We start from the raw sequence: 16,308 nt of genomic DNA, 5'->3' as shown, positions 1-16,308 counted from the left end.
ATTTTTTGTTATAATTCACTATTTATTCTGTATCTAAAAGTCAAATTATCAAATTGTATGCTTTAGAAATCACAATTTATAACCAAAAAAAAAGCATTCTTATTTGAAACAAGAATGCCTTTTATATATTGATATGTAAACCTTAGTCTTGGTTTGTTGTTTTTCTCCAAGTATAAGCATTTAAAATGTGTCTTTTAGCAAAACGACCTGGTGAGTCAGCATTTACCATTTTTACATAAGTTGCTTTAGGTACGCTAATGTATTCGTAAACACTACCGTTAGAGAAATTAATGATTAATCTACCGTCAACAAATTTGTAATCTGTAATAGTTGAAGTAGAAATAGTTTCAGTATACTCAGGTAAATTAGCTTTGATAGTTTCTGGGTTGATACTAACAAGGAAATGGTAAGCTTCAATAATCTTCTTACTGTTTTCTTCTGCTGCTTTCAATCCAGCTTCGTCACCTTGAAACTTATCAGGATGTGCTTCTTTCATCGCGTTGCGATAAATGGTTTTTAAATCTTTCAGCTCTGCAGTTTTGTCTACATTAAGCAATTTGCGGTATTCAACTATTTTTTTCATAAATATGTAACTACTTGTCTTTTAAGATGAAATGAATAGGTCTTGATTTCAAAATCGACAATTTTTTGCAAAGGTACACTTTTTTTTATTTTTGACGTTTGTCACCTCAAAAATTACTGTAAAAGTTTAGTTTTCTTTACTGTTGTGGTTTATGATTGGCTTTGTCAAAGTTTTTTGACTTTTTAGGATACTGTCCATGACTGATATCACTTGGGTTTTCAATTACAGATTTGATGGTAATTAATTCTCCCAATGTGTGTTTCAAAGCCATTTTATAATCAAGGAGATAAATGCCGCAAAAAAAGTTATTTTTATCGTCTTTCTCCATGATTCCGGTGTAAATTCCTTTTTGTAATATCTTATCGTCTTGAGATTTTGTCATGTTGTAATTTTTAATTTTCAGGTTGCAAAGTTATGCAAATATCCTTAGCTCTGTTTTATTTTATAAGATGTGTGTACCTTTGTAGTATGAATTCTAATTTTAAACCACGTCCCGGATCATTTAAAAATACTTTTTGTATTTTTACCGAAGTTGAATTGACAGCTATTGATAATTTAAAAATTCAATACGAAAGCAAAGCAGGTAGTACCTATTATTACACTAAAGAAGGGATGTATCGCTATTCTAATCATTGGGGGCGGCTTGCAAATAGTAAGTGGCGTTTAGAACCGATGAATCCTGAGTCAGTATCAAAAAGAAAGCTTGGTTTTGCTAAATGGGATTCCTTCTATCCGGATAATGCAACAGATAAATTATATTATTTAGAAGCTAATTTTGAAACAAAAACGGTGCAATATCAGCATATTAATAATCCTTTATATGATAAAAAAGCAGTAGTAAGGAATAGTCTAGATACAAGAAAACGTATCAAACAAGTTCGTAACTTGTTTGAATTGGAATCTTGGTCTAAATATTTTGATGAGGAAGACATTGATCTACTGCGAAAAAAAATAATTACAAGGTTAATTGAAACAGATAAAGGGTTAGATGAAATAAAAAACGAAGTGAAGCTAGAGAGCTAAACTTCGCTTTATCTTTGCAAAATACAACTACTCGTCTTTTAAAGCAATTAATAGAAGGTCATTAACTGATATTGGTTTAGAAAGGTAACCCAAAATGTCATTATATTTTTTCGATTTGCTTTTGTCTTCTACCGCAATAGAAGAACTAACAATGTAAACCGAAAATTCTTTTTGAATTTGTGGTTTTATTGCCGTTAGTTCTTCCATAAATTCCCAACCGTCCATTACAGGCATGTTGATATCCAGTAAAATAATGTCAGGAATTGTATTTTTGTTTTCTAAAACTTGATGCACAATGTTCATTGCTTCTCTGCCATTTTTAAAGGTTGTTACCTCTGAAAACATATCAGATCTCTGGATTATTTTATTGGCGATAATTTGATAAATTGGGTCGTCATCTACAATCCATATTGATTTTTTTGTGATCATTTTATATAAATTTTAAATGTTGTACCAATATTTGGTTCACTTTCTACTGTAATGTTTCCACCCATTGCATCAATTTGGTTTTTTGTTATGAATAAGCCAATTCCTCGAGCATCGGCATGTGAGGTAAAAGTTTTGTACATACCAAAAATTTTATCTGCGTTTTTAACCAAATCAATTCCGATTCCATTATCTGTAATTTGAATTACTTTCTTTTTATTTTCTTCATGCAGGCTAACTGCAATCAGAGGTTGACGCGAATGATCTCGGTATCGAATGGAATTAGATATTAAATTAAATAATATACTCTCTAAATATGCCGGATTGTATTTAATTAAAACGTTGTCTGGAATTTGATTTTGAAAGATAACATTTTGTGTTGAGATTTCATCGGATAATATAGTAGCTGCTCTACCGACATACTCTTTTAAATTTACGGTTTCAGATATCAGTCCGATATTATTTCGAATATTAATTACCTCATTCAAATGCAACATGGTTTCGTTTAAGGAATCGCTAGCAGACTTTAATAATTCCATCATTTCTTGGCGTTCCTTCTCGGATTCTGACGATTCTATCAATGCTATAACAGAGGCTATATTGCTAGTATGCGATCGTAAATTATGTGAAACGATATAAGAGAAATTAAGTAATCGTTTATTTTGTTCGCTTACTATGGTGAACGAATTATTTAATTCATCTTGCGCTTGCTTTGTTTTAGTGATATCAATCATGATACCGCGCAAACTAACAGCTTTTCCGTTTTCATAGATAATGTTGACAATATCCCTTAGCCATACTACAGTACCATCTTTGGCTATCATGCGGTATTCAAAGTCATGATCTTCACGTTGTAAGGTTTTTGTTTGACAATATTCTTGTACCCAATCTATATCTTCTTGATAGATATGTTCTTGCCAAAAAGAAGGCTTTGACAACCATTCCTCGGGTGTATAACCTAATATGTCTTCTACTTTTTGACTTACAAAATTAAATGTCAAAGTGCTAGCGTCACATTCCCATACAATTCCATCAATGGTATTGATTAACGATTCTACTTTTTGTTTGGTTTCGAGGATGATTTTATCAGAAATAAGTCGTTCGGTAATATCTTCACTAGAAACAATTACGCGCTCAAAACTTTTTTTGTTTCCTTTAATAACGTTCCATCTTAAATTTATATCTCTAAGTTCGCCTTCTGCGTTTCTCATTTGAGTATCAATAGCAAACTGTTTTTTGCCTTGAGATATAGCAATTAAGCTTTCTATGAAATGTTGATGTGAATAGGTGTTTTGTAAAGCTGCTTGGTGCAAGGTTAATTCTTCTTTGGTTTTTACTTTGTACAATTTAAGGCAGGCCTTGTTAATGTTAATCATTTTGATCAAAGAGTAGCAAGTATTGACAACGTCTTGATTGTTTTTGAAAAATTCAACTAACAGTGTTTTGTTTTTTTTGTAAAGATTATTTTCTTTCAAATAGTGTTTAATAGCAGAAAAGTCCTCTTCTCGTAATGGTAAAGGAGAATCATCAAAAAGACTTTTAAAGCGAGTTTCATTTTTTTTAATTAAAAATTCAGCTTCTTTTTTTTGTGAAATATCTTCTACAATTGAAATAACCGAGTTTAATTTTTTCTCTTTTCTAAGTAAAGGTGAAACGGTCAAATGCATCCAAACAATTGTTCCGCTTTTGGTAAAATATCTTTTTTCTACAGCATATTCATTTATTTGACCGTTCATTAATTTCTCCAACATGTGTAAATCTAATGCCAAATCTTCAGGATGCGTAATGTTTTGAAAGTTTTTTTCTTTCATTTCTTGCTGCGAGTAACCCAATATGGAGCAAAATTGGTTGTTAATTTCAATAAAATTTCCAGAATTGGCATCTACATGAGCAATACCGAGCGCTGCTTGATCAAAAATAGATCGGAATTTAATTTCAGAGTCTAATAATTTGGTTGCTTGCATAGTAACTAAAGACCGCAATTCTCTTGGTAAATGCAGTAATCTGTACAATAAAAAACTGAGCATAGCAGCAAGGATAACCCCTATAATACCAGGAATTAGAATTTGGGAATACAAAGAATTTTTATTTTTGGAAATTAGGTATAATTTCCAGTCTCCATCTGATATTCTAGTTGAAATATTATAATGTTTCGAAAAGTCATCATTTGCATTCGGCAAATAGAAAACTTCTTTTTTGAGTGTAGTGTCAAATTTTGAGAATTGAAAATAATATTTTGAATTATCAATATTTTTGATCCCTGAAACATCTAAAAAGGTATCTAATTTGATAACTACAGCAGAAAATCCCCAGAATTTATTTTTGTAAAAAATAGGAAAACGCCCTACAATTCCTAAACCACCTTGGCGCAATTTCAAAGGCCCTGCAAAATAAATTTTACGGTTTGCAATAGAACGTAGGGCTTCATTTTTTAAATAAGGGTCTGTTAATATATTTACATTAAGCGCTGCTTTGTTCTTCTCTAAAGGATAAAGATATTTAATTACTCCATTGGGCACCAATTGTACAGCGAATATCGATTTGTTAGATTCTATTAATCGTCGGCTTACGTACTCGAAATCTTTGGGAATTCCTTCATCATCTATCGAAAGCGCCAAAGTGAGTGTTGTTGTGGTATAATTTTTAAGAGATTGCTCAATGTTTTGATGCACAACCTGAAGGATATTGTTCATTTCTTTTTGGTCATGCTCTTTTAATAATTGGTATTGCTGATGCACAACGTAAGCTGCCAAAACCGTCAAAAGCAAAAATGTTAGAAGGCTGGTGCTAACAGGTCTTTCTAAAAACCAAGTAATGAGCTTATTGTGTTTTTTGTCAAAGTTCATGTATTTAAAGATATGTTAACAAAGCCTAGGCATTCAGCAACTAAAGATAAGAAAAATATCTATTATGTCATGCAAGATAGAGAATTAAATTTTCTGACGACTGTTTTGTAGGAATAAAAAAGTAATTTTTAAATATTTTAATATTTGATTAATCTAAAATCATGTAACATTTAAAATTTTTTATTTAAATAATTGAAAATCAATTGTATTTGTAGGTAACAAAATAAATTAAGTTGAAACAATGTTAAAAAAACAATTCTGTTTGAACAATAAAGCCGAACTTTGTCACCAGAATTGAAAATAAATAAACTACAAATTGTGGGAAGAAATAACGAACGCAATATCAAAAAACACAATGATAAATTGCACAAAGCGCAGGACAAAGCAAAGCAAGCCGTAATTGCTAGAAAAGAAAAGTTGAAGCAAATTACCAAGAAATTTAATGAGGATAAAAACAGTCAAGAATAAGGTTAACAGCAAATAAAAATGGAAAATCCTAAATTTGAAGATATAAAAAAAAGTGTACAGCATATTATTGATTGTATCGCTGTAAAGAATGCACAAGAAGCCTTATTAACTTTAGCAGATGTAAGTGACGAACTGGATGAATTACTCGACTATTCTGATGAAGACGATGATCTAATTGAAATTAGTAAATACCAAGTTTTGCTGAATCAATTGCAGCAAAAAATTGTTAGTTTTAATGATTCGAGTTCACAAATAAATTAGGACAGGAATGAAAACTGACGATTTGTGTCCTTGTTGCTCTGGTAAAACCTACTGTAAGTGTTGTCAATTGGCACATTTAGACCATTCAAAAGCAAATACTGCCGAGGCCTTGATGCGTTCTCGATATAGTGCCTATGCTTTGCACAACGCCGATTATTTATTGTCAACAACACACGAAACCCAAAGAAAACTTTATTGTAAGACTGAGTTACTTGAATGGGCCACCAAAAACGAGTGGATTGAATTACAAATTATAAGCGCAACAGCCACCGTTATTGAGTTTAAAGCGTGGTATCGCAATGAAGAGCAAATATTGTGCGTACATCACGAACGATCTACCTTTGCCTACGAAGGTGGTTTTTGGTATTATGTTGATGGAATCTTTTTATAATATAACCCAACCTCTCGGCAGCAATAAATAAATTTGTTTAAAACAAGAAAATGCCACAAAAAGTAAAATATTAATTGGGGCATTTTTTAATTATGTGTAAAGAAAAAATAAGCAGTACCTTGTTTTTTTACAGTTCTTATAGCATCAAAAGCAGTGCGACTTTTTTTGTATTGCGAAAGCATTATTTTATAACGTTTTAATACGGATTTTTAGCCGTTTTTGCATTTGCTGGTAAAGCAAAAAAACTAGGTTCTAAAACTATGTTTTCAACACTAGTTGCAGTTACTTCCATTGAAAATTGAGGGTTTTCAATGGTGTACTTTAGTGGCAATGCTTTTGATTGCGATACAAAGGCATACCAATTTCCAAATTTATGATTCACAAATTTATCAGCATCTACAGCTATTTTGGCATTGTAGTAATATTTTTGAATACCGCTTTTGCAGGTTAAAATTACTTCATCACAGCTATGGCCTGCTACAGTAGTAACTGCTTTATTAATTTCTACCTTGAGTACTTCGTCGGGGTTAGTAGCGCCATCATTCCACATAAATGTTTCGGAGTTAGCCATTTTTGTATACAGTTTATTTTCGGAATTAATGTAATTTTGAGATTGCAGTAAGCTACCATTAGAAATCGTTTTATAATCACCATTTTTTATGTAATACTCCATTGTATTGCCCATCATTGCTGCAAATTGAGCATCAGTTACATTGGGTAATTTACTTTTAATATTGTTTTGATAAACAATTTTGCCTTCAAAGGTTTGTGAATGGACAACGAAACAGGTAAACAATAGTAATGTTAAAAAGAGAATTGATTTTTTCATTTTTTAATTGATTTTGAGGAATTGATTTGTGGTTTTAAGGGTGATCATTTTTTGGTAAATAACTTCAAGAATTACTGCTGTCAGGAATAAAGTATTGCTTCACGTAATTTTAAAAATCAAAGATATCATTTTTTATAGTTTGTAGGTTTTTTTACTTTTTTTTTATTTCCAAATAACTACAATGCACGTTCGATAATGGATTATTTAGCATCCAAAAGTTTTTAACTAAAAATTAATAAACGTTTCTACAGCATACTTTCAAAAAGCCGTAATTTTAACAATTATGAGAAACAAGACTACTAAAGGATTTTACTTCAAGTCGTATGAGGCGCCTTATCAGTCGCCCTTCGATAGGCTCTTTGGTATATTCAAGGAGCTAATCACCCATACCTCAGGTGATTTTGATGAAGCTATTGATTGGTTGCGAGAACTTGATGTAGAGTACAAACTCACAGACGATTCATATACCATCGATGATTTTATCGAAGACTTAAAGAAAAAAGGTTACCTACGTGAGGAAATCAAAGACGACGGAACTCCAGGCTTGGGAATTACCGCCAAAACAGAAAGAGCCATTCGCCAGCAAGCCTTAGATACAATTTTCGGAAACTTAAAACGAGCTGGAAACGGAAATCACAAAACCAAACACAGCGGAAATGGTGATGAGCACACTGGTGAGTTTCGCGAATTTCATTTTGGCGATGGTCTCGAACGCATTTCGTTAACAGAGAGTTTACGCAACGCCCAAATCAATAATGGTGTGGCCGACTTTATGCTTACTGAAAATGATTTGATTGTTGAAGACACGCAATTCAAAGCTCAAATGAGTACAGTTTTGATGATTGACATCAGCCATAGTATGATATTGTACGGCGAAGATCGTATTACGCCCGCTAAGAAAGTTGCCATGGCGTTGGCCGAATTAATCACCACGCGCTACCCAAAGGACACGCTTGATATTTTGGTATTTGGCAACGATGCTTGGACAATTGCTATTCGCGATTTACCGTACCTGAAAGTTGGACCGTATCACACCAACACAGTAGCAGGTTTGCAGTTGGCCATGGATATTTTACGTAGAAAAAGAAACACCAACAAACAAATTTTCATGATTACCGATGGAAAGCCAAGTTGCGTGCGCGAAAAAGACGGATCGTATTATATGAATAGCAACGGTCTCGACGAATACATCGTTGACAAATGCTACAATCAGGCGCAACAAGCTCGAAAGTTACACATTCCGATTACGACTTTTATGATTGCCAACGATCCGTATTTGCAAAAATTCGTCAACAAATTCACAGAGTCCAACCAAGGGAAAGCCTTTTATACCGGATTAAAAGGTTTAGGCGAAATGATTTTTGAAGATTATGAAACCAATCGAAAAAAAAGAATAAAGTAGAGTAGGGCGTTACCCGCGGCGGCGGGTCGGGCTGTAGGCTGTATCTTTTGTTTCGCTGTCGCTGCACAAAAGGATGCCGCTTCCATCCCTAACGCAAACTCAAATACCATAAAAATAATATACATTTTCAAAATAGATCTCAATGAACCACATAAAAACACTTGGCGAATTAAAACAAGCCGGATACCAAACTAAAAGTATCAAAGACGAATTGCGCAACAACCTACGCGATAAAATAAAATCAGGAAAACCAACTTTCGAAGGCGTTCACGGTTTCGAAAACACCGTAATTCCAGAATTAGAGCGCGCAATTTTATCCCGCCACAACATCAATTTATTAGGCCTACGTGGTCAGGCTAAAACGAGATTGGCTCGCAAAATGATTGAATTGCTTGATGAGTATATTCCGTATGTGGCTGGATCTGAAATTAATGATGATCCGTTGGCGCCCATTTCACGTTTTTCAAAAGACTTAATTGCCGCACATGGCGATGCCACACCAATTGCATGGTTGCACCGTAGTGAACGTTTTTTTGAAAAATTAGCTACTCCAGATGTAACTGTTGCCGACTTAATTGGCGATGTAGATCCTATCAAAGCTGCTAATTTAAAACTATCTTATGCTGACGACCGTGTCATTCATTTCGGAATGATACCGCGTGCCAACCGTTGTATTTTTGTCATCAACGAGTTGCCAGATTTACAAGCCCGAATTCAAGTTGCTTTGTTTAATATTCTACAAGAAGGCGATATTCAAATTCGTGGTTTTAAATTGCGTATGCCGCTCGATATGCAATTTATCTTTACCGCAAACCCTGAAGATTACACCAATCGTGGTAGTATTGTTACGCCATTAAAAGACAGAATTGGTTCTCAAATATTAACGCACTATCCAGAATCGATAAAAATTGCACGTACTATCACGGAGCAAGAAGCAAAGCTCGATGCAAATCAGAGCGATTTGGTTTACGTACCTTCGTTAGCGCGTGATTTGTTAGAGCAAATTAGTTTTGAAGCTAGAGAAAGTGAATATATCGATAACAAAAGTGGAGTAAGTGCCAGAATGAGCATTACAGCTTTCGAAAATTTACTAAGCACTGCGGAGCGACGTGCATTGCGCGCAGGTGATGACAAAACAACCTTACGCTTGTCTGATTTTATGGGAATCATTCCTGCCATTACTGGAAAGGTAGAATTGGTGTACGAAGGAGAGCAAGAAGGAGCTGCAGCCGTTGCACAACATTTACTTAATGATGCTATTCATACTTTTTTCCCGGCCTTTTTTCCAAAAATTGAAAAGTTAGAAAAACAAGATCAAAAAACGCCATACACTGATTTAATTGAATGGTTTTTTGCGGAAAGCGGTTTTGAGTTGCTAGACGATTGCAGCAATGCAGAATACGAAAGAATTTTGAGTAATATCGCGCCATTAGATGCGCTGATTCAAAAATACCAACCGCAGTTAGAAAAGCAGGATCAAAATTTCATGAAAGAATTTATCTTGTGGGGATTAGTTGAATATAAAAAACTGAGTAAAGACCGCTTTGCAGAAGGCTATCAGTTCAAAGATATTTACGGTAGTTTTATCAGTAAATTGTAATTTTAAAAGGGTTTAGCTTCGGTTAAACCCTTTTTTTACTTCTTCATTTAAAAAAATTATCCAAGAAAAACTTGCATATGTAGCGTTTTAAAAAATGTATTTTTGCAGTTCAAAATAAAATAAGATGTTGTTTTTACTTTTAAGTGTTGTTTGCAGTGTTACCGTTGGCGTTATCTTTAAACTGTCACGTCATTATGATGCAAATCCAAAACAAATTGTAGCTTTTAATTATGCTACTGCTATACTACTTTGTTACTTCTTTTTTGAACCTAATTTTGCCGATGAAACAGTAGTTTTTCCTTGGCAATTGTATATACTTTTAGGTATTTTGCTACCTACTATTTTTTTAGTTTTAGCAAAATCAATTCAACAAGTAGGCATTGTAAAAACCGATGCAGCTCAGCGCTTATCCTTGTTTATTCCCATTCTTGCAGCTTGGTTACTTTTTGGTGAGAGCTTTTCTGTTTTTAAAGTAAGTGCATTAGTTATTGCTTTTCCGGCTTTGCTTTGTATTTTAAATAAGCCGAATCAAGATCAAAATTCGCAATGGATTTATCCTGCGATCGTATTGGTAGGTTTTGGTGCTATTGATATTTTGTTCAAACAAGTGGCACTGAATACTACTTTGCCATATACCACATCTCTATTTGTAGTTTTCGCTATTTCACTAACAATTATGGTTGGTGTGTTATTGTATCAAATAGGTATTCAAAAGCAAAAATTTGTTTTCAAAAATATTCTTTTTGGCATCGGGGTCGGACTTTTTAATTTCGGGAATATTTTGTTTTATTTGAAAGCACATCAAGAATTTGCCCAAAATCCTTCTACTGTTTTCGCAGGAATGAATATGGGAGTTATTGTGCTAGGCAGTTTAGTTGGCGTATTAGCATTTAAGGAAAAGTTGTCTAAACTTAATTACGTAGGACTTCTTGCGGCAATTACCGCCATTGTTTTGATAGTTCTCTCGCAACAATCATAGATTATAAAAGTTCCGATATTGATCATCTATTAAATATTCAAACCAGGCATTTTATTGCTTAGTTGAGAAAGTTCTATCACATTCTTGACTTTCAATTTGCTGAAAATTTTATTCTTATGCGTGCTTACAGTAGTTAGATTTATGTCTAGCTTGTTTGCTATTTCGATATTGCCATCCCCTAAAATCAGCAATTCAGTAATTTCTTTTTCTCTTTTAGACAGTTGTTCCAAAGGATTCAAACTGATTTTATTGGTACTAATTTGGATTAAATTTTGTAAGGTACTTGGCGGTAGGTACGAACCATTTTGCAGAATTAAATCAACAGCTGTTGTAATTTGATTTTTATCACAAAGTTTATTTAAATATCCATTGGCACCAGCCATTATGTAAGGGCAAGCATGAGTTTTTTCGTCGTAGCCAGAAACCATTAGAATTTTCACCTCGGGCTGAATGCTCTTAATTTCTTGAATCATATCGGTATTTTTACCCCCTGGTATATTGATATCCAATAGGATTAAATCCAAGTTACTTTGATCTAATTTATTTAGCAATTCAAAATAAGTATCGGCAGTATCAATACTAAATTCAGGGAACCTTTCCTTTAGTATTATGGAAATCCCTATGCTTACTACAAAATGATCATCGACGATTAAGACATTTTTTTGCATTGTATTCTATTTTAATTCTATACAAGTTACTCGAGTGGTATGGTAACTGTTACTTTTGTTCCTTGCCTTACATTACTTTCAAAATGTATTTTTCCTTTAATTATTAGGAGTAACTCTAGTACTAAATGTAAACCAATTCCGTAGGTGCTTAGTATTAATTTTTCAAGGTCTCGGTTGTTTTGAAGCGTCATATAATAGTTTATTTGCTCCTCTTTCATCCCTATCCCTGTGTCATTTACGTAATATATAAGATTTTGGTTTTCTATTTTAGCGCCAATAGTTATCGTTCCATTATGTGTGTTTTTGACCGCGTTATCTGTTAGGTTATGAATAATTACCGAAACGACTCGGCTGTTGATATTTGATAGCAAATCAACGGCGACCTCTGCAATAAAGGTTGTTGCATTGTTTGCAGCAACTTCCCCAAAGAACAAAATTTTATTTTCAATTAGTTCAAGGATAGAATAGGTTTTTTTTTCGCCGTGTCGATCTTCAATATAAATTTTCGAATAATCAACTAGATTTTTTGTAAAATCATTCAGTTGTGTTGATGACTTATAAATGGAAGCAATATATTTTTTAGACAAAGGGTCTTGCTGCGGATTATCTAAAAGATGCTTTGCAATGACTTGAATATATTTTAAAGGACTTTGTATATCGTGACTTATGGTTCCAATAATTTTTTTGTGTTGTATGATTTCTTTTGACAGGTTGTATTTGGCTTTTTTTAAATCCTTGATAGTGCTCAAAAGTTGCTTGGTTCGAGCGCTTATCTTTAATTGTGATCTTTGTATGCGTTTGGCACTAGCATAGTAGTATAGCGTGATTGTACTGATGAGAATTAAACTGAACATTACATTGAACCAGATAAGGTATTTTTTTGTGGCGCGAGTGCCAATGCCAAAACTTTGTGAAAAAGCATCTTGATTAAGTTCGATTTTAGAACTCAATACGTTAATTTTCAGAACCATTTCGGATCGATAATTTTCATTTAATTTATTTTTGTTGTTTTCCTGATGGATATTCTGACCAAGTTGAAATAGTTCTCTGTTTAGTTGATCACCAAGTTCCCAATGATAAATAGCTTTTTTAAAAAATGGTACTGATTTAAAGGTATTAAACAACCAAATCATATCGTCTAAATCTTCAACAGAATTTTTTCCTTCACTTAATGCATTTTCAATAATCTTTTTTTCGGCGCCACTTTGCATAGCAATTCGTGCTTTTTCATTTCCAAAATTTACTGCTAAACCATCTTCAAATTGTTGCCAATACAAATCTTGCTCGGTGAACAAAAATAGGAGTAAGCTATTAACTGCCTTATTGTGACCTTTGGAGTAAAGAGATTCACCATTTACGTAAGACCTAGTGGCTGACATGATCTTAATCGTATAGTAATTTACGAGAATTAAAATAGTACAAGCTATAACAGTTATGCTGATAACTTGTTGCAAATTTAATGCCTTCAAATTCAGTTTTGGTAATTTGTTGACCAAGTGTTATCGTTTTAAGTTTGTTATTTCTTACCAAATATAATTAAAAACTTTTTTGTTTAGTATATCTAATTGCTTAAAAAAGAGTGGTTCATGTTAGTTTTGTAAGAAAGTGTCAACTTTATTATTTATTTATAATGATTTTTAAGTCGATTTAATTTTAGTTGTCGATAGTTTTTTGTTTGTATTTTTTCCTACTTTTTACTAAAAAATTATTTTACTTTAGGGAAACCCAAATCATGTAATATACAAATCAGTGTTAGGCTGTAGGAGCAGCCGCACAACAACAACAAAGTTTTTTCGATTAAATTAAAATTAGTCCTTATGAAACAGCACTACCTACTATCCAGTTTAAATTGGCTAAAGCTTAATAAAACTTTGAAAATAAACATTCTGCAGCTAGTTATTTTAAGTCTATTCTTCTCCGGGGTTAACGTCGCACACAGCCAATGTAATTCTGAAATACCTCGTCCTTTTACGACGACAAATTTTGATAATTTATCCGTTTCCTCTTCTACTAGTGGTCTTTGTGTTGCTCTTCTAGGATGTGGTATATCAGATAGAAATAATTTGATTGACGCAGATTTAACTAATAGCGCTACTGCTAGTTTTGGAGCGCTCGGTGTGGGTACTACACATCGCTTGCGTGTTTCTGATGGAAACACAGTATACAGTGCTGGTTCATTTGCCGGTTTTAAAATACAATCATCGGTGGGTGTTTTAAATCTTGATGTACTGAATGGCATCAGTATCAACACTTATTTAGGGGGTACTTTAGTGCAATCTTTTTCGGGAACGTCTTTACTTGGCTTAAGTGTTTTGGGTAATCCTAGCGATTTTATAGTTGGATTCAATACCTCTTCTGCTTTTGATTCAATAGAAATTGCTATAAACTCAGGCATTTCAGCTTTAAGTTCAACATCAATCTACCATGCGGTAATCAGAGAATATTGCGCTGGTCCAGCTTTGGTTTGTAATGTAAGTACAAAACCACAACTTCCTAACTTTCCCGTTGCAATAAATCAAGCTGCTACCGGTTTGTCAGGAGTTTCTTTAGGAAGTATAGCCGATGCTGAAAACGCCATTAATTCCGATTCAAATGATTTTGCAGCCATAAATTTGAATGTGGGTGTTGTTGCTACAGGAACGTTTGCGATTAAAAATCAAGTAGATATATACCCAATAAACACTTTCGCAGGTTTTGAAATCGAAAATTCAAATTTAGCTGCAGTTGGTGCTTTGGGCAATGTGGTTGTTGCGACTTATTTAAATGGTGTTTTTAGAGAACAAAGCAGCGGCAGTAATTTGATTGCAAATGCTGGTTTATTAAATGCTGGTGGTCGTATGCCAGTAGGATTTGTGGCTACTCAAACTTTTAATGAAATTCGACTCACCATTAATCAAACCTTGGCTTTAAATTTAGGTACAACTAGAGTGTATGGCTCCGTTTTGCAAAATTTTTGTGCTGGCCCTAATTTAGTTTGTAATACACCAACAGCTATGACTGCTCCGCTATATCCTGTTTTTGTAAATTCAGCAAACACAGGTTTTGATGGTGTACTTTGTGTAGGTTGTAATGCAACTGATACTCAATTTTTGGTAGATAGTGATCCTTCTAATTTTGCAACCATAAATAACACAGTAGGAGTTGGTGTAATAGGTAAGTTGGCGGTTAAAAATCAAATAACAGATTATTCATCAGGATCATTTGCTGGATTTACTATTGAAACGCCAGCTCTAGCAAATGTAGATGCATTAAACGGTATTACCATTAAAACCTATCTAAATGGTGTAGTGCAAGAAACTAAATCAGGTTCTGGAGCATTAGTTGCAGTAGGATCTAATTTATTGACTGGTTCTGGAAAGCAAACACTTGGTTTTGTGACAACAACAGCCTATGATGAGGTGCAAATTAATTTTGAAAATACAGTTGCGGTAAGTTTCGGAACTATTCGAGTTTATGATGCAGTAGTTCAACAGTTTTGTGCACCAACGGTTGTATGTGATGCGACTTACTTTTTATCAAATCCAGAATTTCCAGTTCAAGTTAATTCATCTCGTAGCGGAATTTCTGGTCTTGTTTGCGTGGGTTGTGATGTTGCAAATGCATCAAATGTTGTAACTGCTGATATTAATGATTTTGCAAATATTACATTGGTTGCAGGTGTAGCAAGTACTGGTTCTATTGCTGTTCAAGATCAGTTGTTCACCTATCCTCCTGGTACCTTTGCAGGATTTGTTATTGATGATTTGGGTACTTTGGCACAGGTAGACTTGTTTCAATCGTTAACTATTAGCACTTACAACAATGGAATCTTTGTTGAATCAAAATCAGCTGCCAATTTGATTGATCTTGCCGCACTTGGAATAAATGTTTTAGGTTCTGTTCCCGGAGTTTATAATGTGGGTTTTAAAACCTCACAAGAATTTGATGAGGTTAGAATCAGCGTAAATGGATTAGCATCAGTAATTAATTCTATAAATGTTTACGGTGCTTTTGTAAATACATCAGAAAGTAATGATGGGGCTTCAGGAAATTTTAATTGTTTTCCTTCTTCTTTATTATTAACCAAGGATGGCACATACAATGATTTTAATGCTGATGGTATTGTTAATGTTGGAGATAGAATAGATTATGTTTTTGAAATAAAAAACACTAGTACAGATACTTTAACAAATGTTACTCTTACTGATAATAATGCTGTTGTTTCTGGTTCTCCAATTGCATCAATGCCTGCCGGTGCGACCGATACAACTTCTTACTCTGCGCTATATAACATTACCCAGCAGGATATTGATGCTGGTGTCGTGTATAATTTAGCTACTGTATCAGCTCGTACTTTTTTTGGGACAATTATTACCGCAACTTCTACAGATCCAACTTTATGTTTGGTATGTCCTCCTAACCCGTCTTGTACCACTTGTACTGCTACGGCATTACCTCAAGTTAATTCTATCGCATTAGTGAAAACAGCCGTTTACAATGGCAATGCGACAGCAGCTCAAGTAGGCGATACCATTACGTATACCTTCACCATCACCAACACAGGCAATACAACTCTTACCAATGCAGTGGTTACGGATGCTAAATTAGGATTGACCAATGTAGCGGTAAGTCCGAGTACTTTAGCTCCAAATGCAAGCGGCACTTTAACACAAAACTATACCATTACCCAAGCTGATATCGATGCGGGAACGGTAACGAATTCGGCAGTAGGAAGCGCAACAGATACATCAAATGTTACTGTTTCAGATACATCGGGAACAACAACTACAAACGATACCGCAACGGTTACAAATCTTCCAAAGACATCAAGCGTAGCGTTAGTAAAAACAGCC

At 33.9% G+C, this 16,308-nt stretch carries 15 protein-coding genes; 8 read left to right on the top strand and 7 right to left on the bottom strand.

The window, feature by feature from the left end:
* Positions 1–142 precede the first annotated feature (142 nt).
* Complete coding sequence (locus KBJ98_RS08975; protein ID WP_210789734.1) at positions 143–583, bottom strand: KTSC domain-containing protein; 441 nt, start codon at positions 581–583, stop codon at positions 143–145.
* A 136-nt stretch (positions 584–719) separates the two neighbouring features.
* Positions 720–965 (bottom strand): hypothetical protein, encoded by a 246-nt coding sequence (locus tag KBJ98_RS08970; protein WP_210789731.1) that lies wholly within the window; start codon positions 963–965, stop codon positions 720–722.
* A gap of 86 nt (positions 966–1,051) precedes the next feature.
* Between KBJ98_RS08970 and KBJ98_RS08965 the strand changes: the two genes are divergently transcribed.
* Positions 1,052–1,606 carry a hypothetical protein gene (locus KBJ98_RS08965; protein WP_210789729.1) on the top strand — a complete coding sequence of 185 codons (555 nt, stop codon included), beginning with the start codon at positions 1,052–1,054 and terminating at the stop codon, positions 1,604–1,606.
* Between the two features lie 27 nt (positions 1,607–1,633).
* Here the strand turns inward: KBJ98_RS08965 and KBJ98_RS08960 are convergent, their stop codons facing one another.
* Both KBJ98_RS08960 and KBJ98_RS08955 read right to left on the bottom strand, forming a co-directional pair.
* Positions 1,634–2,035 (bottom strand): response regulator, encoded by a 402-nt coding sequence (locus tag KBJ98_RS08960; protein ID WP_225899100.1) that lies wholly within the window; start codon positions 2,033–2,035, stop codon positions 1,634–1,636.
* Positions 2,032–4,878, bottom strand: coding sequence for a PAS domain S-box protein (locus KBJ98_RS08955; RefSeq protein ID WP_210789727.1), 2,847 nt, complete (start codon positions 4,876–4,878; stop codon positions 2,032–2,034). Before KBJ98_RS08955 ends, KBJ98_RS08960 begins: the two co-directional genes overlap by 4 nt.
* Before the next feature lie 318 nt (positions 4,879–5,196).
* Between KBJ98_RS08955 and KBJ98_RS08950 the strand changes: the two genes are divergently transcribed.
* Genes KBJ98_RS08950 through KBJ98_RS08940 form a run of 3 tightly spaced genes read left to right on the top strand, consistent with a single transcriptional unit; the run spans position 5,197 to position 5,998 of the window.
* Complete coding sequence (locus KBJ98_RS08950) at positions 5,197–5,346, top strand: hypothetical protein (protein ID WP_210789724.1); 150 nt, start codon at positions 5,197–5,199, stop codon at positions 5,344–5,346.
* Between the two features lie 18 nt (positions 5,347–5,364).
* Positions 5,365–5,607, top strand: a complete 243-nt coding sequence (locus tag KBJ98_RS08945; RefSeq protein WP_210789720.1) for a hypothetical protein — start codon at positions 5,365–5,367, stop codon at positions 5,605–5,607.
* 7 nt (positions 5,608–5,614) lie between these two features.
* Entirely contained in the window at positions 5,615–5,998 is a 384-nt protein-coding gene (locus tag KBJ98_RS08940; protein ID WP_210789717.1) for a YchJ family protein, read from the top strand.
* 196 nt (positions 5,999–6,194) lie between these two features.
* Here the strand turns inward: KBJ98_RS08940 and KBJ98_RS08935 are convergent, their stop codons facing one another.
* The gene (locus KBJ98_RS08935) at positions 6,195–6,827 is read right to left on the bottom strand and encodes a hypothetical protein (RefSeq protein ID WP_210789715.1); all 633 of its coding nucleotides are present in this window, start codon (positions 6,825–6,827) and stop codon (positions 6,195–6,197) included.
* A gap of 283 nt (positions 6,828–7,110) precedes the next feature.
* On the opposite strand from KBJ98_RS08935, the gene KBJ98_RS08930 reads away from it, so the two are divergent.
* The 3 genes from KBJ98_RS08930 (at position 7,111) to KBJ98_RS08920 (ending at position 10,808) form a co-directional block, all read left to right on the top strand.
* A complete protein-coding gene (locus tag KBJ98_RS08930) occupies positions 7,111–8,229 on the top strand; it encodes a vWA domain-containing protein (protein WP_210789713.1) in 1,119 nt (372 codons plus the stop codon).
* A gap of 142 nt (positions 8,230–8,371) precedes the next feature.
* Positions 8,372–9,829, top strand: a complete 1,458-nt coding sequence (locus tag KBJ98_RS08925; protein WP_225899099.1) for an AAA family ATPase — start codon at positions 8,372–8,374, stop codon at positions 9,827–9,829.
* A gap of 124 nt (positions 9,830–9,953) precedes the next feature.
* Positions 9,954–10,808: an EamA family transporter gene (locus tag KBJ98_RS08920; protein ID WP_210789711.1), complete on the top strand. Its 855-nt coding sequence runs from the start codon at positions 9,954–9,956 to the stop codon at positions 10,806–10,808.
* A gap of 29 nt (positions 10,809–10,837) precedes the next feature.
* On the opposite strand, the gene KBJ98_RS08915 is transcribed toward KBJ98_RS08920, so the two are convergent.
* Together KBJ98_RS08915 and KBJ98_RS08910 are read right to left on the bottom strand one after the other, a co-directional pair.
* Positions 10,838–11,476: a response regulator transcription factor gene (locus tag KBJ98_RS08915; protein ID WP_210789709.1), complete on the bottom strand. Its 639-nt coding sequence runs from the start codon at positions 11,474–11,476 to the stop codon at positions 10,838–10,840.
* Between the two features lie 26 nt (positions 11,477–11,502).
* On the bottom strand, positions 11,503–12,972 hold the full coding sequence (locus tag KBJ98_RS08910) for a sensor histidine kinase (RefSeq protein ID WP_210789707.1): 1,470 nt from the start codon (positions 12,970–12,972) through the stop codon (positions 11,503–11,505).
* 321 nt (positions 12,973–13,293) lie between these two features.
* Here KBJ98_RS08910 and KBJ98_RS08905 point away from each other — a divergent pair.
* On the top strand, positions 13,294–16,308 hold a 3,015-nt coding region (locus KBJ98_RS08905), incomplete at its 3' end, for a DUF7507 domain-containing protein (RefSeq protein WP_449536184.1).

The organism is Flavobacterium erciyesense (genome assembly GCF_018069925.1).
In the GTDB taxonomy this organism is placed as follows: Bacteria; Bacteroidota; Bacteroidia; order Flavobacteriales; family Flavobacteriaceae; genus Flavobacterium; species Flavobacterium erciyesense.
Note: the sequence above shows the minus strand (reverse complement) of the source record. Positions and strands in the feature narration are given on the sequence as shown.